Here is a 22,155-nt window from a genome sequence, read left to right on the forward strand (position 1 = left end):
CGCCGCCTCAGCTCTCGTCCGAGTTGCGGAACGCACGCAGCTGCACGGCGTTGATGACCACCAGGGCGATGAGCACCATCACCGAGAGCGCGGCTGCCACCCCCAGGTCGTTCTGGCCCTGGAACGCGACCGAGTAGATGGCCTGCACGATGGTGATCGTGCTGTTGTCGGGACCGCCCTTGGTCAGGATGTAGAACTGCTCGAACGCGAGCAGCGACCCCGTCACGCACAAGATGGTGGTGAGCGCGATCGTCGGCTTGAGCAGCGGGATGGTGATCCGCCGGAAGGTGTTCCACGCGCTGGCGCCGTCCATGCGAGCGGCCTCGTAGATCTCGTGCGGAATGGCCTGCAGCCCCACCAGCATGAGCAGCATGTAGAAGCCCGCGAAGCGCCACACGATGAGGAAGAGCGTCGAGAAGAGCGCGGCGTTCGGTGATCCCAGGAACGCCCAGCCGAAGTGGTTCATCAGCGGAGCGAACGGGCCGGCCAGCGGCGAGTACAGGACGTAGAACAGGAGGGACGCCGACGCGAGACCGAGTGCGCTGGGCACCAGGAACGCGGTCCGCAGGAATCCCTTCCAGCGGGTGGACTCCTGCACCATGAGCGCCAGCCCGAGACCGAGGGCGATGAGCAGGACGGTGGCCAGCACCGTGTACTTCAGGGTGAAGAGGATCGAGGCCGTGAAGAACCGGTTGTCCACGGCCTTCGTGAAGTTGTCCGGGAAGTTGATCCCCTGGTCGCCCGCGAGCAGCGGCCACTGCGACGCGCTCATGCGGAAGACGAGGATCAGCGGGATCACGAACAGGACGAGCACGAACAGGGCGGTCGGCGAGGCGTAGGCCCAGCCCCGCAGTCGGGAGCCGCTGGTGCGACGCTTGTTGGTCGGGGCCTCGGCGAGCCGGGCGGTCTGGAGTGTCATGAGGCACCTCTCGTGCGACGAGCCGGGGGTCCGTCCCGCCGGTGGGGCCGCGTGCCTGCGGCACCCACCGGCGGAACGATCGGGGCAGGACTACTGACCGAGCACCGAGGTGATCTCGCTGTTGTCCTTGTCCACCGTGGCGCCGTCACCGAGAACGGCGTTGCGCACCATCGTCAGCCACGGGCTGTCCGGAGCGTTGAACGCCTGCTGGAAGTTCAGTGCGACAGGGGTGTCACCCTGGCCGGCCACCGTGTTGATGGTGACGAGGCGAGGGTCCGCCGAGGCGTACTTGTTGTTGGCGAGGTCGCTGCGCGAGACGACGTCGTTGTCCTTGGCCAGGACGCCGACCTGGGCGTCCTCGGACATCATCCAGGACAGGAAGTTCCACGCCTGCGAGGCGTTCTTCGAGTCCTTCGAGACGCCGATGCCGTCGCCGCCGACGAACGTCGACGCGCCACCCTTCACCCCGGGGATGCCGGCGACGCCGACGTCGAATCCGGTGGTCGAGGACAGCAGGGTGGCCGGATAGAACATCTCGCCGACCTTGCCGGCGGTGAAGCCGGCGGTCCACGTGGGGCCGGCCTCGTCCTTGGACGACGGGAGCACGGCGCCCGAGTCCCACATGTCCTTCCAGTCCGAGTAGATGGTCTTCGCGGTGTCGCTGTTCAGCAGCGACTCGGTGCCCGTGTCGTTCATGACCTGCTGACCGTCGGCCCAGACGCCCGGGAACCAGGTGAACACCAGGCAGCCGCCGCAGTTCAGGCCGGTCGCCGTCCCGTAGGTGTCCGGCTTGTTCAGGGCCTGGACTGCCTTGGCGTTGGCCACGTACTCGGCCATGGTCGTCGGACCCTTGTCGGGGTCGAGGCCGGCTGCCTTGTACAGGTCCTTGTTCCAGAAGAGCATCGACAGGTCGAGCACGAACGGGAGCACGTGCTCCTTGCCGTCCTGCGTACCGGCGGCGATGTGACCCTTGTTGATCGAGTCCTTGTACGGCAGCGCGTCGATCTGGCTGGTCAGGTCCTGGAACAGACCCTGCTTGACCCAGTTCGGCACGTACACGATGTCCGCCGCGAACAGGTCGGGCAGGCCGTTCGAACCGGCAGCGGCGCCGACCTTGGCGACGTAGTCGTCGTTCGGGACGACCGTCAGCTGGACCTGGTTCTTGTGGGACGAGTTGTAGGCCGCGACGAGCAGCTTGGCCTGCTTCTCCAGCGGGGCCCGGGTCCAGAGGGTGGCTTGTCCCGTCGTCGGTCCCGTCGGTGCCCGCGGTCACCGCCGCGCTCGCACCGCCTGTGCTGCTCGTGTCGTCCTTGGCGCTCGTGCACGCCGCCAGTCCGACCAGTAGGCCGGTCGTGACGAGCGCCGCGGTCAGGCCACGGCCCGTCGACCGGGTGCGGGTGATCCTCATGCTGTCTCCTCGTGCTCTTCGTCGAGCGGGTGCCGTCTAGGGCGGCACTCCGGGGTCCATGGGGCGAAACACCTTATCGGTGGCGATACTCGGTTGACACCGGACGACTCGCCGCTGCGCATTCCTGCGGCGCCGGACGTGCACACCTGTCAGGATGACGAGCAAGCCCGTCGTTCCGAAACTCACCGAAAAGGTTTTCTGAAGATAGTTCGGCCCGGGGGTGCACGTCAACCACTCCGGGCGGTTACAGTTCGATCACGACGCGACGGGCAGGTACCCGTCCGACAGAGACGAGGGGGTCCCGTGGCACGCACACAGCCCGCGCGCGCGGTCACCCTCTCCGACGTGGCCCGGTTGGCCGGCGTCTCGGTCGCGACGGCATCGAAGGCCCTGAACGGCCGCGACCAGGTCAAGGACACCACCCGTCAGCGCGTCGTCGACGCCGCCGAGCAGCTCGCGTTCAGCCCCAACCCGTTGGCGCGGAGCCTGCTGGCGGGTCGGACCGGCACCGTCGGCCTGCTGACGAGCGACCTGGAGGGCCGCTTCGTCATCCCGATCCTCATGGGCGCCGAGGACGCGTTCGGGGCGGGACAGGTCAACGTCTTCCTGTGCGACGCGCGCGGGGACACGATCCGGGAGCAGTACCACCTCAAGGCGTTGCTGACCCGACGCGTGGACGGTCTGATCGTCGTCGGCCGGCAGACCGACCCGCGCCCGTCGCTCGGGCACGACATCCCCGTCCCGGTCGTGTACGCCTACGCACCGTCGGACGACCCGTCGGACCTGTCGATCACGCCCGACAACGTGCAGGCCGGCCGGATGGCCGTCGAGCACCTCGTCGCGACCGGTCGCACCCGCATCGCGCACATCACCGGCGAGCACGCCTACGCGGCCGCCCGCGACCGTGCCCAGGGGGTGCGCACCGCACTGCACGAGGCCGGTCTGGACCTCGTCGGGGACGTCATGTACAGCGAGTGGTCCGAGGGCTGGGGTCGGGACGCCGCGGCCATGCTGCTCGCCCAGCACCCGGAGGTCGACGCGATCTTGTGCGGCTCCGACCAGATCGCCCGCGGTGTCCTGGACACGGCACGCGACCTGCGGCGCACGGTGCCCGAGGACCTCGCGGTCATGGGGTTCGACAACTGGGAGGTGCTGACCACGAACGCCCGCCCGGAGCTGACCAGCATCGACGCCAACCTGCAGCACCTCGGGCGCACGGCCGCCCAGCGCGTGTTCGCCGCGCTGGACGCCGTGGACATCGGCGCCGGGACCGAGTACATCGCCGGTCGGCTGGTCATCCGAGGGTCGACGGTCCCCCGCCGCTGACCCTTACAGCCCCTGGGCGACGCGGTAGAACACCTGGTTCCAGCGGACCTGGTCCCGGAAGCCGCGACGCGTCGTCGACTCGTCGATCACCAGGAGCTCGGTGCGGGCGATCTCGGCGAAGTCCTCGAACACCTCGATGCCGACCGCGGTGGTCAGGACCGTGTGGTGCGCCCCGCCGGCGGTCAGCCACGCCTCGGCCGACGTCCGGAAGTCGGGCCGCGGCTCCCACACCGCCCGGGCGACGGGCAGGTGGGGCAGCGGGGCCGACGGCGCGACGACGTCGACCACGTTGGCGGTCAGCCGGAACCGCTCGCGCATGTCGGCCAGCGAGACGACGACGCCGACACCCGGGTCGGTGGAGAAGACGAGCCGCACGGGGTCGTCCTTGCCGCCGATGCCCAGCGGGTGCACCTCGAGGCTGGGCCGGCTCGTCGTCAGCGACGGACAGACCTCGAGCATGTGCGCACCGAGGATCCGCTCGGCTCCGGGGGTCAGGTCGTACGTGTAGTCCTCCATGAGCGACGCGCCGCCGGGCAACCCAGCGCCCATCACCTTGGCGGCACGCACGAGGATCGCGGTCTTCCAGTCGCCCTCGGCGCCGAACCCGTACCCGTCGGCCATGAGCCGTTGGACGGCGAGACCGGGCAGCTGGCGCAGCGCACCGAGGTCCTCGAAGCTCGTCGTGAAGGCCATGGCACCGAGCGACTCGAGCAGAGCGCGCAGCCCGACCTCCTGCCGCGCGCCGTCGCGCAGCGACTCGTGCCGCTCTCCCCCGAGGCGCAGCTCCGGTGCGACGTCGTAGAGGTCCTCGTACTCGGCGACGAGCGCGTCGACGTCGGCGTCCGGCACGCGGTCCACCGCCGCGACCAGGTCGTTCACACCCCACGTGTTGACCGAGACGCCGAACCGCAGCTCCGCCTCGGTCTTGTCCCCCTCCGTCACGGCGACGTCCCGCATGTTGTCGCCGAACCGGGCGAGCCGCAGCTCGTGGGTCGCGGCCCAGCCGGCGCACGCTCGCACCCAGGTGGCGACCGAGGCGGTGACCGCGGGGTTGCTCACGTGCCCGGCGACGGTCTTGCGCGGCGCGGCCAGCCGCGTGGCGACGTAGCCGAACTCGCGGTCGCCGTGCGCGGCCTGGTTGAGGTTCATGAAGTCGAAGTCGATGGTGTCCCACGGGAGCTCGACGTTCGCCTGCGTGTGCAGGTGCAGCAACGGGGTGCGCAACGCGTCGAGCCCGGCGATCCACATCTTGGCGGGCGAGAACGTGTGCATCCAGACGACCACGCCGATGACCGCGTCGTCGGCGTTGGCCTCGAGCGCCACGCGACGGATCGCGTCGGAGTCGTCAGCACGGGCTTCCAGACGAGGTTCGCGGGCAGCTGCTCACCGAGCACCCGGGCGATCTCCTGGGACTGCTCGGCCACCTGCCGGAGCGTGTCCTCGCCGTAGAGGCCCTGGCTCCCGGTGAGGAACCAGATCTCGCGGTCGGCGTACGGCTTGGTCATGAACGGTCCTCCGGGTCGTGGGCGGCGGGGCTCTGCCCGTAGACGTGCTGGTAGCGGGCGTAGAGGGAGTCGATGTCGTGCTGGTCGATGGGGACGGTCGGGCCGAGCTGGCGGGCGATGTGCACCGTCCGTGCGACCTCCTCGACCATCACCGCGGCCTTGACGGCGGCCCGCGCGTCGCGTCCCACCGTGAACGGTCCGTGGTTGCGCATGAGGACGGCCGGGCTGCGGGAGTCGCGCAGGGTCTCGACGATGCCGCGGCCGATCGAGTCGTCGCCGATCAGGGCGAACGGGCCCACGGGGACGTCGCCGCCGAACTCGTCGGCCATCATCGTGAGCACGCACGGAATCGGTTCCGCTCGGGCCGCCCAGGCGGTCGCGTACGTCGAGTGGGTGTGCACCACACCGCCCACGTCGGGCAGGTTGCGGTAGACGTAGGCGTGCGCGGCAGTGTCCGAGGAAGGCGCACGATCCCCGTCGACGAGGTGCCCGTCGAGGTCGCAGACGACCATCGACTCCGGGGTCAGCTCGTCGTACGTCACGCCCGACGGCTTGATGACGAACAGGTCGTCGAGGCCGGGTCCGGACGCCGGGTCGACCAGCACGCGCTGGGAGACGTTGCCCGCGGTCCAGACGACCAGCCCCCAGCGCGGGAGCCCGCGTGCAGCCGGGCGACGACCTCGCGGGCCCGTGCGACCTCGTCGAGAACGGGCCGCGTGTACGTCGTCGTCATGTCGATCTCCCGTGCCATCGGCTAGACCGCCTCGACCGCGGCGCGCTCGATGGCGAGGCCGGCGACGTAGCGCTCCAGGAACGCGTCGAACCCGCGCACGTCGTCCGCATCCGGCGCGACCGTCTCCGTGACGGCATCGCCGAACACCCGCGTGGCCAGGTACGTGCTGAGATCCAGCTCGGGTGCCGCGTCCAGATACGCCGCGAGCACCGCGATCCCCCAGGCACCGCCCTCGCCCGCGGTCTCGCCCACCGTGACGGGCGCGCCGACGGCGGCCGCGAGCAGCCGCTGAGCGACCCCCGCGGTTCGGAACAGGCCGCCGTGGGCGTACATCGCGTCGAGCTCGACGCCCTCGGCCGTCAGGACGCGCATGCCGAGGCTCAGGGTGGCGAACGCGCCGTACAGCTGGGTGCGCACGAAGTTGGCGAGCGTGAAGCTGCTGTCGGGGGTCCGGACCACCAGCGGGCGACCCTGCGGCAGCCCCGTGATCGGCTCGCCCGACAGGTAGTTGTAGGCCAGCAGCCCCCCGCCGTCGGCGTCACCCGCAAGGGCCTCGCGCAGCAGGGTACCGAACACGTCGTCGGCGGACGTCCGGTGCCCGAGCGCCCCGGCGAACTGCCCGAACACGTCGGCCCACGCGCCCAGCTCGCTCGCGCCGTTGTTGCAGTGCACCATCGCCACCAGGTCGCCGGCCGGCGTGGTGACCAGGTCGAGCTCGTGGTGGACCTGCGTCAAGGGCTTCTCGAGCACGACCATCGCGAAGATGCTCGTGCCGACGCTGACGTTGCCGGTGCGCGGTGCGACCGCGTCGGTGGCGACCATGCCCGTCCCGGCGTCGCCCTCGGGCGGGCACAGCGGGATGCCGGGCTGCAGCGTGCCGGTCGGGTCGAGGAACGCGGCGCCGGCCCCCGTCAGCCGTCCGGCGTCCTGACCCGCGACCAGGACCTCGGGCAGGAGCTCCTCGAGCGGTCCGGGATAGGCGGCGAGCATCCGGGCGTCATAGGTCCGGGTCTCCGGGTCGACGGGGAACATGCCCGAGGCGTCGCCGATGCCGAGCACCTTGCGGCCCGTGAGCCGCCAGTGCACGTAGCCGGCGAGCGTGGTCAGGAAGTGCACGTCCGGCACGTGCGGCTCGGCGTCCAGCGTCGCCTGGCGCAGGTGGGCGACCGACCAGCGCAGCGGGATGTTGTGACCGAAGAAGCTCGGCGGGTCTCCGCGGCGGCCTGCCCGGTGCTGGTGTTGCGCCACGTGCGGAACGGGGTGAGCAGCTCGCCGACCCGGTCGAACGGCAGGTAGCCGTGCATCATCGCCGAGACGCCGATCGCGCCGAACGTGGTGGGACGCACGCCGTAACGCTCCTCCGCGTCCGCGAGCAGCGCGGCGACGCACTGCTGCAGGCCCGTGCGCACGTCGTCGAGCGAGTAGGTCCAGACTCCGTCGACGACTGGTTCTCCCAGTCGTGGCCACCGCTCGCCAGCGGCGCGTGGTCGGGGCCGACCAGGATCGCCTTGATGCGCGTGGAGCCCAGCTCGATGCCGAGCGTCGTCCGACCGCTCGCGATGGCCTCGCCCGGCTCGACCGTCATCACACCGCTGCCTCTCTGTACGAGGACCGCGACGGACGCCGGCGGCCTGGAAAGATGTTAACGCTAACATCGTCCGCCACGCACCCTCGACCGGATCTCGGTCCGGACGCGCTCGCCCGGGCGTCCGACCGGGTCGCCGATCGCGCCGGCCGCACCGCCCGGCCTGGTGGCGGGGCGAGGCGGTCAGGCCGTACGGACGGGCTGGCGCGGACGACGAGCTCGGCCGGGATCCGCTGGTGCCGGGTCGACTCCCCCGCGAACGCCGCCTCGAGCGAGGAGACCGCCAGCCGCCCGAGCGCTGCGAAGTCCTGCCGGACGGTGGTCAGCGGCGGCGTGTAGTGCGCGGCGCCCACCTCGTCGTCGAACCCGACGAGAGCGACGTCCGACGGCACTCGCACACCGGCCTCCCAGAACGCGTGCAGCAGGCCGAGCGCCAGCTGGTCGTTCGCGGCGAAGATCGCCGACGGCAGCCCTTCGCGCACCAGCCGGCGGCCGAGCGCGTACCCGTCTTCGGCGCCCCAGTCCGCCTCGATGTGCTCCGGGGCACCGGGCCCGCAGACCTCCCGCCAGCCCGCGAGCCGGTCCTGGGCGTCGAACCAGTCCTGCGGCCCGGCCACGTGCAGGACCGAGGTGTGACCCTGGTCGAGGAGATGCTGGGTGGCGAGGCGCGCACCGTGCCGCTGGTCCACCCCGACGGCGCGCAGCTCGGTCCCGGGTGGCAGGTCGGAGGCCGACGAGATCAGCACCACCGGCACCGGCAGGTCGATCGCGGCGATGGCGTGCGCGACCTCCGTGGTGGGCGCGATGATCGCGATGCCGTCCACGCCGTGCGCGAGGAAGTGCTCGACCGCGGCGTGCATCGTCTCGCCGTCGAACGTACGGATGGTCGCCACCGAGACGTACCACCCGACGTCGCGCGCGGCCTCCTCGAGCCCGACCAGCGTGCTCGTCGGGCCGTACAGGGCGGTCGCGGGGGTGACCACGCCCAGGACCCCCGACCGGCGGGTGACCAGCGCGCGGGCCGCGCTGTTGCGGCGGTAGCCGAGCTGCGCGATCGCGTCGTTGACCCGGTCGCGCGTGGCCGGCCGGACGCTCGCGTGGTGGTTGAGCACGCGGGAGACCGTCTGGTGCGAGACCCCGGCGAGCGCGGCGACGTCGCTCATCGCGGGCGGGCGGGCGGGGGTGGTGCCGGTCATGTGCCCCATCTTCGGACGCCGGGGTCGCGACGATCCGACGGTGACCGGTCGATCTCGTCTGCGGGTGTGTGCCGGGCCCACGCTAGTGCCCGCAGGTCAGTAGACCGTCAACCCCCGCGCACGGAACGTCGCCCGGACCTCCTCGACGGACTCCGCCGTGGGCGGCACCGTGTGCTCCAGCTCGTACTCCAGGCCCAGCTCGGCCCACTTGTCGCGGCCCATCTGGTGGAACGGCAGGACCTCGACACGCTCGGCGCCGCCGAAGGCCACCACCTGGTCCGCCACCGCGGCCACGTTCGCCGGGTCGTCGGTGAGTCCGGGAACGAGCACGAAGCGGACCCAGATCGGGATGCCGCGGGCGTTGAGGCGACGCCCGAACTCGAGCGTCGGGGCGAGCTCGCGACCGGTCGTGCGGCGGTAGGTGTCCGGCAGCCCGGACTTCACGTCGAGCAGGACGAGGTCGACGTCGTCGAGCATCTCGTCGGTGCAGTGGGCACCCAGGTAGCCCGAGGTGTCCAGGGCCGTGTGCAGCCCGAGCGCGTGGGCGCCGCGCAGCAGCGCCGCGGTGAACGCCGGCTGCATGAGGGGCTCGCCGCCGGAGACGGTCAGGCCGCCCCCGGTGGCGGTCAGCACGGTCCGGTACCGGGCCAGCCGCCCGAGGATCTCCTCGGTGGCGACGTCGGTCCCCCGGCGCATCTCCATGGTGTCGGGGTTGTGGCAGTACAGGCAGCGCAGCGGGCACCCGGACAGGAACACCGTCATCCGGGTCCCCGGTCCGTCCACGGCGGTCACGGTTCCCAGGAGTGCACGGACCCGAGCGCGCCCGACCGGACCGACGACAACCGCGTGCTGCGGTCGACGTCGATCTCGGACAGGCCCGCCGTCCCGGCGCGGGCGCGCGGGATCCCCAGGCTCACGACCGGGTCCCTGAGGGGGAGGGACGTGGTCATACCGAGCCGTGGAACGTGCGCGAGAGCACGTCCAGCTGCTGCTCGCGGGTCAGCCGCACGAAGTTCACGGCGTAGCCCGAGACGCGGATGGTCAGCTGCGGGTAGTTCTCCGGGTGGACCATCGCGTCCTCGAGAGTCTCGCGGTTGAGGACGTTCACGTTCATGTGGAAGCCGTCGGATAGCACGTACGCGTCGAGCAGGCCGACCAGGTTGCCCACCCGCTCGTCCGCCGTGCGGCCGAGGCCGGAGGGCAGGACGGTCGAGGTCAGCGAGATGCCGTCCATCGACTGCTCGTACGGGATCTTGGCCACGGAGAGCGCCGAGGCCAGCATGCCGTGCGAGTCGCGTCCGTTCATCGGGTTGGCGCCGGGTGCGAAGGGAGCGCCCGCCGGCCGGCCGTCGGGCGTGGCCCCCGTGGCCTTCCCGTAGACGACGTTCGAGGTGATGGTGAGCACCGACTGGGTCGGGATGGCGCCGCGGTACGCGGAGAGCCGACGCAGCTTGCCCATGAACGTCTCGACCAGTGCGACCGCGATGTTGTCCGCGCGGTCGTCGTCGTTGCCGTAGGTGGGGAACTCGCCGTCCACGACGTAGCCGGTGATCAGCCCGTCCTCGCCACGGGCCGGGTGCACCGCGGCGTACTTGATCGCCGCGAGCGAGTCGGCGACGACCGACAGGCCGGCGATGCCGCAGGCCATCGTGCGCAGGACCTCCGCGTCGTGCAGAGCCATCTCGAGCCGCTCGTACGCGTACTTGTCGTGCATGTAGTGCACGCAGTTGAGGGCGTCCATGTACGTCTGGGCCAGCCAGTCCATCATCACGTCGAACTTGGCCATCACGTCGTCGTAGGCCAGGACGCTGCCCTGCACCGGCGCGGTGACCGGCGCGACCTGCTTCCCGCTGACCTCGTCGCGACCGCCGTTGATCGCGTACAGCAGCGCCTTGGCCAGGTTCACCCGGGCGCCGAAGAACTGCATCTGCTTGCCCACGCGCATCGGTGAGACGCAGCATGCGATCGCGGCGTCGTCACCCCACGCCGACCGGATCAGCTCGTCCGACTCGTACTGCACGGCAGAGGTGTCGATCGAGACCTGTGCACAGAAGCGCTTGAAACCCTCGGGCAGACGGTCGCTCCAGAACACGGTGAGGTTCGGCTCGGGGGCCGGGCCCAGGTTGTAGAGGGTCTGCAGGTACCGGAACGAGGTCCGGGTCACCAGGGGCCGGCCGTCCTGGCCCAGACCGCCGATGGTCTCGGTCACCCACGTCGGGTCGCCCGAGAACAGCTCGTCGTACTCCGGCGTGCGCAGGAACCGCACGATCCGCAGCTTGATGACGAAGTCGTCGACGAGCTCCTGGGCCTGCTCCTCCGTCAGGACCCCGGCGGCGACGTCCCGCTGCAGGTAGATGTCGAGGAACGTCGAGGTGCGACCCAGCGACATCGCCGCGCCGTTCTGCTCCTTCACCGCACCGAGGTAGGCGAAGTAGAGCCACTGGACCGCCTCGCGGCCGGTCTTCGCCGGCTCGGAGATGTCGTAGCCGTACGACGCGGCCATCGTCTTCAGCTCGCGCAGCGCGCGGATCTGCTCGGCGTTCTCCTCGCGGGCCCGGATGACGCCCTCGGTCGACCGGTCGTGGTCGAGGAGGGCACGGTCCGCCTGCTTGGCGACGATGAGCGCGTTCACGCCGTACAGCGCCACCCGGCGGTAGTCGCCGATGATGCGCCCGCGGCCGTACGCGTCGGGCAGGCCGGTGATCAGGTGCGACGACCGCGCAGCACGGACGTCGGGCGGGTAGACGTCGAAGACACCGTCGTTGTGCGTCTTGCGGTACGTCCCGAAGATCGAGCCGACCACCGGGTCCGGGTCGTAGCCGTACGTCTCGAGCGACTTCTCGACCATCCGGTAGCCACCGTTCGGCATGATCGCGCGCTTCAGCGGCGCGTCGGTCTGCAGGCCGACGACGAGCTCGTTCTCCTCGTCGATGTAGCCGGGTGCGTGCGACGTGATCGTCGACGGTGTGTGCACGTCGATGTCGTAGACCCCGCGCTCGCGCTCGGCGGGGAACATCTCGCTCAGCCGGGCCCACAGCGCGCTCGTACGAGCGGTCGGTCCCGCCAGGAATCCCGCGTCGCCCTCGTACGGCGTGTAGTTGCGCTGGATGAAGTCCCGGACGTCGATGCGGTCCGTCCACGGACCGGTCTCGAATCCCGCCCAGCCCGACTGTGCGTGGTCGGTCGTGGGGACGGTGCTGGTGGACATGCGGTGCTCCCTCGTGAGGTCGATACCTCGACGCTAGGAGCAGGGCGAATGGGCGTCCCGGGCCGAAAGGCCCTAGCCGCACGGGACGTACGTCACACCCGGCGACCGAGGGCCACCAGGACGTCGCGAGCGATGTCCTGCGGGCGCAGCCGGAGCGTGTCCACCAGCTGGTCACGGGTCGCGTGCCCGAGGAACGCACGCGGGATACCGAAGGCCTGCACGGGCGTGGTCAGCCCGGCCTCCGCGGCCCGCTGACCGATCAGCGCCCCGATGCCGCCGTCGACCACGCCGTCCTCGATCGTCACCACGTGGTGGTGCTCGCCGACCAGCTTCGTCAGCGCCTCGGGGACCGGCAGGACCCAGCGGGGGTCGACGACGTCCACGCGCAGACCGTGCGTCGCGAGGATCTCCGCGACGCTCAGCGCGGTGCCGACCATCGCTCCGACCCCGACCACCAGGACCGATGGCGCGTCGGCGGGTCCGTCGTGCCGCGCGAGCAGGTCGACACCGTCGAGGTCCTCGATCGCGGGGACGGGATCGGTCAGCGCGCCCTTGGGGTAACGCACCACCGTCGGCGCGTCGTCGACCTCGACCGCGGCCCGGAGCGCGGCACGGAGCGTGCAGCTCGTCGCGCGGGGCGGCGAGCCGCAGCCCCGGCACGACGCCCAGCATGGCCATGTCCCACATGCCGTTGTGGCTGGCGCCGTCGTCGCCGGTCAGCCCGGCACGGTCGAGCACGAACGTGACGCCCGCCTTGTGCAGCGCCACGTCCATGAGCACCTGGTCGAAGGCGCGGTTGAGGAACGTCGCGTAGACCGCGACCACCGGGTGCAGGCCGCCGAACGCCATGCCCGCCGCCGATGTCGCGGCGTGCTGCTCGGCGATGCCGACGTCGAACACGCGCTCGGGGAACTCCTGCGCGAACGGCGCCAGACCGACCGGCTGGAGCATCGCGGCGGTGATCGCGACGACGTCGGCGCGCTGACGGCCGATCCGCACGATCTCGTCGGCGAACACGCCCGTCCAGCCGAACCGCGACGGCGCGAGCGGCAGCCCGGTCTCCGGGTGGATCCGGCCGACCGCGTGGAACCGGTCGGCCACGTCCTCCTCGGCGGGGGTGTAGCCCCGGCCCTTCTCCGTGATGACGTGCACGATGACCGGTCCGCCGAAGGCCTTGGCGGCCACCAGCGACCGCTCGACCGCACGGATGTCGTGCCCGTCGACCGGGCCGATGTACTTGATGCCGAGGTCCTCGAACATGCCCTGGGGCGCCAGGACGTCCTTGATGCCCTTCTTCATGCCGTGCAGCGCGTCGTACGTGGCCCGACCGGGCGGTCCCGCGCGCCGCAGCGTCCGCTTGCCCCAGGTCAGCACGTTCTCGTAGCCCTTGGTCGTGCGCAGGGTGTCGAGGTGGTGCGCCATGCCGCCGATGGTCGGGGCGTAGGAGCGTCCGTTGTCGTTGACGACGATGACCAGCCGACGGTCCTGCCCGTCGGCGATGTTGTTCAGAGCCTCCCAGGCCATGCCGCCCGTGAGCGCGCCATCGCCGATCACCGCGACCACGTGCCGGTCGCCGCGGCCCTGCAGCTCGTTCGCCTTCGCGATGCCGTCGGCCCAGCTCAGCGCCGTCGAGGCGTGCGAGTTCTCCACGACGTCGTGCTCGGACTCGGCACGGCTGGGGTAGCCGGACAGACCGTCCCGGCTGCGCAGCCGGGAGAAGTCGGTGCGGCCCGTCAGGAGCTTGTGCACGTAGGCCTGGTGGCCGGTGTCGAACACCATGGTGTCCAGCGGCGACTCGAACACGCGGTGCATCGCGATCGTCAGCTCGACGACCCCGAGGTTCGGGCCCAGGTGACCGCCCGTCCGCGAGACCGACTCGACCAGGAACGTGCGGATCTCTCCGGCGAGCTCGTCGGCCTGCTTGCCGCTGAGGCGACGCACGTCCACGGGCGGCTGATGCGGTCGCTGACCCACGTCGAACACCTCCTTCACGGTCTGCGGTTGGTCACACTCTAGAACGTCACGCTTTCGAGCACGTCCGGAGGCTTTCGGCCCGGCGCACTACCATTGACCGGAAAGGGGACCCTCCCATGCGCTTCCTGCCCGGCCACGCGGCCACCTCCGACCTCACGTACGGCGACGTCTTCCTCGTCCCGTCGCGTTCCGAGGTCACCTCCCGCTTCGACGTCGACCTGACGTCCGCCGACGGCACCGGCACCACCGTGCCGATCGTCGTCGCCAACATGACGGCCGTCGCCGGCCGCCGGATGGCCGAGACCGTCGCGCGTCGCGGTGGCATCACGGTGCTCCCCCAGGACGTCCCCACCGACGTCGTAGCCGAGGTCGTCGCCTCCGTCAAGGCGAAGGACACCGTCGTCGAGACCGCCGTCGTCGTCGGGCCGCACGACACGGTGCACACGGCCCTCACGCTCATCGGCAAGCGGTCGCACGGCGCCGCCGTCGTCGTCGAGGACGGCCGTCCGGTCGGCGTCGTGACCGAGGCCGACTGCGGCGGGGTGGACCGGTTCACGCAGGTCGGCGCCGTCATGAGCACCCACCCGACGACGCTGGACCTCGCGGTCCTCGAGCAGGGCGGTCACCGCGGCCTGGAGACTGCGTTCGAGCAGCTGCACGCCGCCCGGCGCCGGTTCTCCCCCGTGGTCCGGGACGGCGAGCTGGTCGGCGTGCTCACGCGGATCGGTGCGCTGCGCTCCTCCATCTACCAGCCGGCGCTCGACGCTCAGGGCCGCCTGCGCGTCGCCGCGGCCGTCGGGATCAACGGCGACGTCAAGCAGAAGGCGTCCGAGCTGCTCGAGGCCGGTGTCGACGTGCTCGTCGTCGACACCGCTCACGGCCACCAGCGCAAGATGCTCGACGCGCTCGGTGCGGTGCGCTCGCTCGACCCGCAGGTCCCGGTCGTGGCGGGCAACGTCGTCACGGCCGCCGGCACACGCGACCTGATCGAGGCGGGCGCCGACATCGTCAAGGTCGGCGTCGGACCCGGCGCGATGTGCACCACGCGCATGATGACCGCCGTCGGCCGCCCGCAGTTCTCCGCCGTGCTCGAGTGTGCCGCCGAGGCGCGCCGGCTCGGCCGACACGTGTGGGCCGACGGCGGGGTCCGTCACCCGCGCGACGTCGCGCTCGCCCTGGCGGCCGGCGCCTCGCAGGTGATGGTCGGCTCGTGGTTCGCCGGTACTCACGAGAGCCCTGGCGACCTGCACGCGGACGGCAGCGGACGGCTGTACAAGGAAAGCTTCGGCATGGCCTCCGCCCGGGCGGTCGCCGCCCGCACGCTCGGGGGCACCGCGTTCGACCGCGCGCGCAAGGCGCTGTACGAGGAGGGCATCTCCTCCTCGCGGATGTACCTGGACCCGAAGCGCCCGGGCGTCGAGGACCTGATCGACCACATCACGGCCGGCGTGCGCTCGGCCGCGACGTACGTCGGGGCGACCTCCCTCGACGAGCTGCACGAGCGTGCGGTGGTGGGCATCCAGTCGGCCGCGGGCTACGAGGAAGGACGTCCGCTGCCGGACGGCTGGTGACCAGGATGCGACCCGTCCTGATCGTCACGCACGCCCCGCACGAGGGCCCCGGCCTGATCGCGCAGGGTCTGGACGCCCCGGTGCGCGTACGCACCGTGCTCGACCTGGCCGAGCCGCGACTGCCCTCGCTCGACGAGGTGTCCGGCGTCGTCGTCATGGGCGGCAGCATGGACGCCGACGACCTGACCGAGCACCCCGGGCTGGCGGCGGAGCGCGCGCTGCTGGCGTCGGCGGTCGAGGCGGACGTCCCGGTGCTCGGGATCTGCCTGGGCATGCAGCTGCTCGCGCTGGCGCTGGGTGGTCGGCTGCGGCTGCGCACCGGCACGGAGATCGGGTTCGCCCCGGTCGACGTCGTGGCGGACGACCCCGTCCTGGGCGCCCTGGGCTCGCGGCCGACCGTGCTGCACTGGCACGCCGACTCGGTCGACCTGCCGCCCGGCGCCACCCTGCTGGCGTCGACCGAGCTGACCCCGGTGCAGGCGTTCCGCGCCGGCAGCGCGCTCGGCCTGCAGTTCCACCCCGAGCTCGACGCCGGGATGCTCGACCTCTGGCTGTCGAGGCCCGACATGGTCGCCGACCTCGCCGACGACGAGATCGAGGCCATCCGCACAGCCGGGGCCGACCAGCTGCCGATCCTCGTGCCCGCGGCGGAGAAGGCGTTCGCCGTCTTCGGGGAGCGCGTGCGGGCACGCGGATGACCGCGACGACCCCGAACGTGCGCGGTGCCCGCGACGAGCTGGTGGACCTCTGCCGCCGCGGCGTCGACTGGCGCGTCGACCCTGCACGCGTGCTCAGCGACCCCTCCGACGCACGCCCCGCGGCGGTGCTCGTCCTGTTCGGTGAGCTCGAGGGCACGCGGAGCCTCGCCACGGCGCACGACCTCGACGTCCTGCTCCAGCGCCGCGCCGGTGGGCTGGGCAGCCATGCCGGTCAGATCGCGTTCCCGGGCGGCAGGCTCGAGCCGTCCGACCGTGGGCCGCGCGAGGCGGCGCTGCGCGAGGCGGTCGAGGAGACCGGGCTGGACCCGGCGGGCGTCGACATCCTGGGGACGCTGCCGCCGTTGCCCGTGCCGGTCAGCAACCACCTGGTCACCCCGGTCCCGGCCTGGTGGACCCGTCCGTCGCAGGTCGCGGCCGTGGACCACGCCGAGACCGTCGACGTGTTCCGGGTGTCCGTGACCGACCTGGTCGACCCGAAGAACCGGGCGAGCGTCGAGCACACCCGCTGGGGCCGGACCATCCGCACGCCTGCGTTCGTCGTCGGCGACGTGCTCGTCTGGGGCTTCACGGGCATCGTGCTGGCGCGGATGTTCGACGCGCTCGGCTGGGCGGTCCCCTACGACGAGCGCCGCACGGTCCCCGCTCGCTGACGTGCACCCCGTCCCCGAGATCGACGTCACGGCGTCCCTGGTGCGCACGCTCCTCGACGAGCAGCACCCCGATCTGGCCGACCTGCCGCTGACCTGGGCCGGCACCGGCTGGGACAACGCGATCTGGCGGCTCGGCGGCGACCTCGCCGCCCGGTTCCCGGTGCGGGCGGTCGCCGCGCCGCTGGTCGAGCACGAGCAGGCGTGGCTCCCGGTCCTGGCGCCCCTCCTGCCGGTCGACGTCCCTGTCCCGGTCCGGGTCGGGGTCCCGTCCTCGACCTACCCGTGGCCCTGGAGCGTCGTCCGCTGGTTCGACGCCGTCCCGGCGCACCACACACCGGTCGTCGACCGTTCCGCCTGGGCGGCCGACCTGGCCGAGGTGTTCCTCGCGCTGCACCGCCCCGCACCGGCGGATGCGCCAGTCAACCCGTTCCGCGGCTCGCCGGTCCCCCGCGACCCGATCGTCGAGCGTCTCGGCACCCTGGACCTGCCCGACGCCGATCGCGTCCTCCAGCGCTTCCGCGACTCGCGGACGCGCCGGCGTGGGTCGGTCCGCCGCTCTGGCTGCACGGTGACCCGCACCCGGCCAACCTGCTGGTGCACGACCGCGCGCTGCGCGCCGTGATCGACTTCGGCGACGTGACGTCGGGCGATCCCGCGTCCGACCTGTCGACGGCGTGGCTCACGTTCGACGCCGACGGCCGCGCGGCGTTCCGCGACCGGCTGGGGCCCGACGAGGCCACGTGGCGACGGGCGCAGGCGTGGGCCCTGCACATGGCGGTCGTCCTGATGATGCATCCCGTCGACCACCCGATGCTGGCGCAGATCGGCCGGCACGGTCTGGCCCAGGCGCTCGAGGAGTAGGGCCGCACCCGGCGAGCTGTCGAACAAGGCCTTTTGGCACTTCCGGACCCGCACCCCGGGTTGCACGGTGGAGTTCTCGCAACGTCGCGAGGACCCCTTCGGGGACGTACATCGCTAGGAGCGCACGCCATGGACACCATGCGGGCCGGCGTAGTCCGGTCGTTCACCACGGATCTCGAGATCACCGAGGTTCCCGTCCCGACGATCGGGCCGAACGAGGCGCTCGTCCGGGTCGACTACTCCGGGGTCTGCCACACCGACGTGCACGCGGCCCACGGCGACTGGCCCGTCAGGCCGACCCTGCCGTTCATCCCCGGTCACGAGGGTGTCGGGCGGGTGGTGGAGATCGGCGACGCGGTCACGCGCGTGGCGGTGGGCGACCTCGTCGGCAACGCCTGGCTGTGGTCCGCCTGCGGCGAGTGCGAGTACTGCGAGACCGGCTGGGAGACCCTGTGCCCGAACCAGCGCAACAGCGGGTACTCGGTCGACGGGTCGTTCGGCCAGTACATGGTCGTGGACTCGCGCTACTGCCCGGTGATCCCCGACGGCGTCGACGAGGCGGGCGTCGCGCCCGTGCTGTGCGCCGGCGTCACGGTCTACAAGGGCCTGAAGATGACCGACACGCAGCCCGGCGAGTGGGTGCTCGTCTCGGGCATCGGCGGCCTCGGGCACCTGGCCGTCCAGTACGCCGTCGCGATGGGTCGACGGGTCGCCGCCATCGACGTCGACGACACCAAGCTCGCCCTGGCCACGAAGCTCGGCGCCGAGGTCGTGGTCAACGCGGCGCTCGAGGCTGATCCCGCCGCCCGGCTCCAGGAGCTCACCGGTGGCGTGCACGGCGCCCTCGTGACCGCCGTGAACGCGCACGCCTTCCCCCAGGCCGTCGGAGCGCTGCGCCGAGGGGGCACGGTGGCGCTCGTCGGTCTCCCGCCCGACCAGTTCCCGCTGGACATCTTCACCACCGTCCTCTTCGGGCTCACCGTGCGCGGATCCATCGTCGGGACCCGCAAGGACATGACCGAGGCGCTCGACTTCTACGCCCGCGGACTGGTCACGCCTACGTTCACGGTCCGTCCCCTCGACGACGTCAACGCGATCGTCGCCGAGATGCTCCGCGGCGAGATCGAGGGCCGGGTCGTCATGGACCTGTGGGACTGACCGAGGGCGACCGACGTCCAGGAGCCCGCCACGAGAGCGCCGTCCCTAGAAGCTGGGGGCGGCGCTCTGGCCCGGCACCTTCACTCCCGGCCGCCCGTCTGCTAGAGATACGACGTGGTCGGACCCAGGGAGTAGCGCATGCCCGAGCCCGCTTCGACGCCGAGGGCCCAGCTGACGGTGCGGGGTGCCATCGTGATCGGCGTCGGCGCGATGGTCGGGGCGGGGATCTTTGCCCTGCTGGGACAAGCAGGTGCCGTCGCCGGCTCCGCGGTGTGGATCTCGTTCCTGCTGGCGGGCATCATGACGGCTGCGCTCGGGTACGCGCTCGTGAAGTTCGCGATGCGCTGGCCGTCGTCCGGCGGGATCATCGTCTACCTGCAGCACGGGTACCGCAGCCGCCGACTGGTCGGTGTCGCCGCCTGGCTCGGGTACCTGACGACGATCGTCGTGGTGTGCGCGATGGTGGCGTCGTCGTTCGGCGACTACGCCGCGGCCGTGATCGCCGACGCGCCCTCCGGCGGCTGGCTGTCCAAGCTGTGCGCGGCGGCTCTGGTCGTCTTCGCCGCCTGGCTGACCGTGGCCGGCCCGCGCGTGGTCGACCGGTTCCAGACGGTGATCGTCGGGCTGCTCCTGGTCGTGTTCGCCGTGTTCGTCGTCGGTACGCTCTCGCAGATCGACGTCTCGCGCCTGGCGCCCAGCACGTACCCGCCCGCGTCCGACATCCTGGCCAGCATCGCGCTGACCTTCTTCGCGTTCCTCGGCTTCGCGGTCATCTCGTTCGCCGGCGGCGACCTGCCCAGGCCCCGACGCGACCTGCCCGTCGCGATGTACACCTCACTGGCGATCACGACGCTGCTGTACGTCGCCGTCTCGCTGGGCGTCTTCGGCACGCTCTCGGTCGACCAGGTGGTGGAGGCCGGGCCCCGCGCGCTGGCAGTGGCGGCCGAGCCGGCGCTGGGCCAGGCGGGGTACGTGATGATGACCGTCGCGGCCCTGCTGGCGACCGGTTCGAGCGTGACCGCGACGCTGTACGGAGCACGCGGGCTCACCGAGACGCTGGCAACCACGGGGATGTTCCCGGCGGTCTTCGGTCCAGGCACCCGCCTGGGCCGGAACGGCGGACTGCTGATCACCGCCGCCCTCACGGTCGCGTTCGTCACGGTGCTGGACGTCGGCGCGCTCGCCTCCGTCGGCAGCGGGGTGTCCCTCGCGGTGTTCCTTCTGGTCGCCGTCGCAGCCTTTCGCCTGCGAGCCGAGCTCCGGGCCTCTGCCGCGCTCACCGCGGTCTCGGTCGCGATCGCCGGAGTCGTCCTGGTCGGGTTCGTCGTCAACCTGTTCACCACGCAGCGGCGCTCGTTCTGGGTCATGATGGCGCTCGTCGTCCTCGCCGTGGTGGTCGACGAGCTGTGGACGCGGCGACGCCGGGCCACGGTCGTCGCCCCGGTGCCACACTGAACGCGTGAGTCAGGACGCAACCGCCGCGACCCCCAGCGTCGGCCGCACCGTCCAGTCGCGCATCTTCCGGGCCGGCGTCTTCGGGCGTCGGCCCGTCGTCCCGGTCGACCCTGCGGCGCTCGAGACCGCGGCGCGCCGGAGGTTGCCCGACCCGTCCTGGCGGTACCTCGCGGGTGGTGCCGGTCAGCAGCGCACCGCCCGGGCGAACCTCGCGGCGTTCGAGCGGCACCGGATCGTGCCGCGCATGCTCGTCGACGTCGACCGACGCGACACCGGCGTCGTCTTCGGCCGACCACTGCCCGCGCCGCTGCTGTTCGCCCCGGTCGGCGCTCTGGAACTCGCGCACCGCGATGCGGAGATCGCCGTCGCGCGTGCGGCGCGCGCGCTCGGACTGCCGATGGTGCTCTCGTCGCAGGCGTCGGTGCCGATGGAGGACGTCGCTCGGGAAGCTGCAGGACAGCCCGCGCTGGTTCCAGCTCTACCTGGAGCAACGACGACGACATCGTCGACTCCTTCGTCGCCCGCGCCGAGGCCGTGAGAGCCGAGGCCGTCGTCGTCACGGTCGACACGCACGTGCTCGGCTGGCGCCCGCGGGACCTCGACATCGGGTACCTGCCGTTCGCGCACGGGGCGGGGATCGCGCAGTACACGACCGACCCGGCGTTCCGCCGGCTCGTCGAGGAGCGTGCTGCGGAACCGCGCCGCGAGCCGACCCCGCGCCCCACTCCCGCCGCCGTCCGCGCGTTGCTGTCGATGGCACGGAAGTATCCCGGGCCGCTGACCCGGAACCTGCGCTCACCGCTACCGCGGGCCGCCGTCGAGACCTTCCTCGATGTCTTCTCCAGGCCGTCGCTGACCTGGGCTGACCTGGCCCGGTTGCGCGAGCGGACGTCGCTGCCGATCGTCCTCAAGGGGATCCAGCACCCGGCCGACGCCACGCTCGCACTCGAGCACGGCATCGACGGGATCGTCGTCTCCAACCACGGCGGCCGACAGCTCGACGGCGCGATCGCGTCGCTCGACGCGCTCCCGGGGGTGGTGCAGGCGGTCGACGGACGGGTACCCGTGCTGTTCGACAGCGGGATCCGCAGCGGCGCAGACGTGCTGACGGCACTCGCGCTCGGAGCGCGGGCGGTGCTGGTCGGGCGCCCGTGGGTCTACGGCCTCGCGCTGGCCGGCGCCGACGGCGCACGAGCCGTCATGGAGCACCTGTGGGCGAGCTCGACCTGAGCATGGCGCTGTCCGGCGTGCGGTCGGTCGAGGAGATCGGGCCGCACCTGCTCGCCTGACCGGCGCACTCGTCGGGCCCGGGGGAAGGCGCTCGTCCCACGCGAACGAGAGCAGCCCGTTGACCGCGAAGATCACGGACGGACGCGGTCAGCCAGAACGTCGGTGACGCGGTCATGTCGCGCACGAGCCTGCGTAGGTCCAGTCGGCGAACAGGTACCCGAACGTGGCACCCAGGTCCTCGAGGTTCGAACCTGCCGGCTCCGCCAGGTAGAGGACGTCGCACGCCGCATCCCAGGTGGCTTGGCAGTCCGCGACGAGGATGCCCTCCAGCGCGCCGCACGAGTCGACGTCCCCGAGCTGGCAGGCGTAGGCGGTGACCTGGCTGTCGAGGGCGGTGCCTGCGTACCAGACGCCGAACGGGTCGGTGCCATTGGCGCTCGTCTCCGACGTGCCGTCGTGCAGCACCGCGATGGCGCTGATGACATCGGTGCTCGTCGTGTCAGGAGGCGGCGCGGGGTCGGTGGCGGTCGGGTCGTCGGGAGCCGGTGCGCTGGTGGTCGCGACGACCGGTGGCGGCTCCGCGACGGCACCTGCGCTTCCGCGCCAGCCCGGGGCAACCCCGGCTCGAACCTGGGGCACGACGACGTGAGCACTGTC

14 protein-coding genes and 6 pseudogenes are annotated in these 22,155 nt (G+C 71.7%); 10 read left to right on the forward strand and 10 right to left on the reverse strand.

The genetic code is table 11. The annotated features are described in order from the left end of the window. Positions 1 to 7: 7 nt before the first annotated feature. Positions 8 to 919, reverse strand: coding sequence for a carbohydrate ABC transporter permease (locus AC38ZX_RS11915; RefSeq protein ID WP_491294401.1), 912 nt, complete (start codon positions 917 to 919; stop codon positions 8 to 10). 90 nt (positions 920 to 1,009) lie between these two features. Further along, positions 1,010 to 2,131 (reverse strand): ABC transporter substrate-binding protein, encoded by a 1,122-nt coding sequence (locus AC38ZX_RS11920; RefSeq protein WP_491297389.1) that lies wholly within the window; start codon positions 2,129 to 2,131, stop codon positions 1,010 to 1,012. Positions 2,132 to 2,630: 499 nt separating this feature from the next. On the opposite strand from AC38ZX_RS11920, the gene AC38ZX_RS11925 reads away from it, so the two are divergent. Continuing rightward, positions 2,631 to 3,653: a LacI family DNA-binding transcriptional regulator gene (locus tag AC38ZX_RS11925; protein ID WP_491294405.1), complete on the forward strand. Its 1,023-nt coding sequence runs from the start codon at positions 2,631 to 2,633 to the stop codon at positions 3,651 to 3,653. Positions 3,654 to 3,656: 3 nt separating this feature from the next. Here AC38ZX_RS11925 and araA read toward each other — a convergent pair. From araA to dxs, 7 genes and pseudogenes are all read right to left on the reverse strand, one after another. Continuing rightward, a pseudogene (gene araA, locus AC38ZX_RS11930) lies at positions 3,657 to 5,158 on the reverse strand (L-arabinose isomerase). Further along, positions 5,155 to 5,891: pseudogene (locus tag AC38ZX_RS11935) on the reverse strand (L-ribulose-5-phosphate 4-epimerase). Before AC38ZX_RS11935 ends, araA begins: the two co-directional pseudogenes overlap by 4 nt. A gap of 21 nt (positions 5,892 to 5,912) precedes the next feature. Next, positions 5,913 to 7,476 (reverse strand): annotated as a pseudogene (locus AC38ZX_RS11940) (xylulokinase). Then, positions 7,476 to 8,672: a LacI family DNA-binding transcriptional regulator gene (locus AC38ZX_RS11945; RefSeq protein ID WP_491294406.1), complete on the reverse strand. Its 1,197-nt coding sequence runs from the start codon at positions 8,670 to 8,672 to the stop codon at positions 7,476 to 7,478. Before AC38ZX_RS11945 ends, AC38ZX_RS11940 begins: the two are co-directional and overlap by 1 nt. Before the next feature lie 96 nt (positions 8,673 to 8,768). After that, positions 8,769 to 9,622: pseudogene (gene pflA / locus AC38ZX_RS11950) on the reverse strand (pyruvate formate-lyase-activating protein). Further along, positions 9,619 to 11,880, reverse strand: a complete 2,262-nt coding sequence (gene pflB / locus AC38ZX_RS11955) for a formate C-acetyltransferase (RefSeq protein ID WP_491294409.1) — start codon at positions 11,878 to 11,880, stop codon at positions 9,619 to 9,621. The pseudogene pflA and the gene pflB overlap by 4 nt, the downstream one beginning before the upstream one ends. 92 nt (positions 11,881 to 11,972) lie before the next feature. After that, a pseudogene (gene dxs / locus AC38ZX_RS11960) lies at positions 11,973 to 13,854 on the reverse strand (1-deoxy-D-xylulose-5-phosphate synthase). Positions 13,855 to 13,970: 116 nt separating this feature from the next. On the opposite strand from dxs, the gene AC38ZX_RS11965 reads away from it, so the two are divergent. The 9 genes and pseudogenes from AC38ZX_RS11965 to AC38ZX_RS12005 all read left to right on the forward strand — a co-directional run bounded on the left by AC38ZX_RS11965 (position 13,971) and on the right by AC38ZX_RS12005 (position 21,498). After that, a complete protein-coding gene (locus AC38ZX_RS11965; protein WP_426592185.1) occupies positions 13,971 to 15,425 on the forward strand; it encodes a GuaB1 family IMP dehydrogenase-related protein in 1,455 nt (484 codons plus the stop codon). Between the two features lie 5 nt (positions 15,426 to 15,430). Next, the gene (locus AC38ZX_RS11970; protein WP_426595945.1) at positions 15,431 to 16,123 is read left to right on the forward strand and encodes a type 1 glutamine amidotransferase; all 693 of its coding nucleotides are present in this window, start codon (positions 15,431 to 15,433) and stop codon (positions 16,121 to 16,123) included. After that, a complete protein-coding gene (locus AC38ZX_RS11975) occupies positions 16,120 to 16,794 on the forward strand; it encodes an NUDIX hydrolase (protein ID WP_426592186.1) in 675 nt (224 codons plus the stop codon). Before AC38ZX_RS11970 ends, AC38ZX_RS11975 begins: the two co-directional genes overlap by 4 nt. Positions 16,795 to 16,954: 160 nt before the next feature. After that, a pseudogene (locus AC38ZX_RS11980) lies at positions 16,955 to 17,161 on the forward strand (phosphotransferase); the annotation flags it as partial. After that, positions 17,077 to 17,655, forward strand: a complete 579-nt coding sequence (locus AC38ZX_RS11985) for a phosphotransferase (protein ID WP_491297390.1) — start codon at positions 17,077 to 17,079, stop codon at positions 17,653 to 17,655. The pseudogene AC38ZX_RS11980 and the gene AC38ZX_RS11985, both read left to right, overlap by 85 nt. A gap of 129 nt (positions 17,656 to 17,784) precedes the next feature. Further along, entirely contained in the window at positions 17,785 to 18,813 is a 1,029-nt protein-coding gene (gene adhP, locus AC38ZX_RS11990; RefSeq protein ID WP_491294412.1) for an alcohol dehydrogenase AdhP, read from the forward strand. Positions 18,814 to 18,951: 138 nt separating this feature from the next. Continuing rightward, positions 18,952 to 20,268 (forward strand): APC family permease, encoded by a 1,317-nt coding sequence (locus AC38ZX_RS11995; RefSeq protein WP_491294415.1) that lies wholly within the window; start codon positions 18,952 to 18,954, stop codon positions 20,266 to 20,268. A gap of 4 nt (positions 20,269 to 20,272) precedes the next feature. Continuing rightward, positions 20,273 to 20,806, forward strand: coding sequence for an alpha-hydroxy-acid oxidizing protein (locus tag AC38ZX_RS12000; RefSeq protein ID WP_491294417.1), 534 nt, complete (start codon positions 20,273 to 20,275; stop codon positions 20,804 to 20,806). After that, on the forward strand, positions 20,803 to 21,498 hold the full coding sequence (locus AC38ZX_RS12005; RefSeq protein WP_491294419.1) for an alpha-hydroxy-acid oxidizing protein: 696 nt from the start codon (positions 20,803 to 20,805) through the stop codon (positions 21,496 to 21,498). Before AC38ZX_RS12000 ends, AC38ZX_RS12005 begins: the two co-directional genes overlap by 4 nt. A 171-nt stretch (positions 21,499 to 21,669) precedes the next feature. Here the strand turns inward: AC38ZX_RS12005 and AC38ZX_RS12010 are convergent, their stop codons facing one another. Continuing rightward, the gene (locus AC38ZX_RS12010) at positions 21,670 to 22,137 is read right to left on the reverse strand and encodes a hypothetical protein (protein ID WP_426592191.1); all 468 of its coding nucleotides are present in this window, start codon (positions 22,135 to 22,137) and stop codon (positions 21,670 to 21,672) included. Positions 22,138 to 22,155 lie beyond the last annotated feature (18 nt).

This window comes from Cellulomonas sp. McL0606, assembly GCF_058248365.1.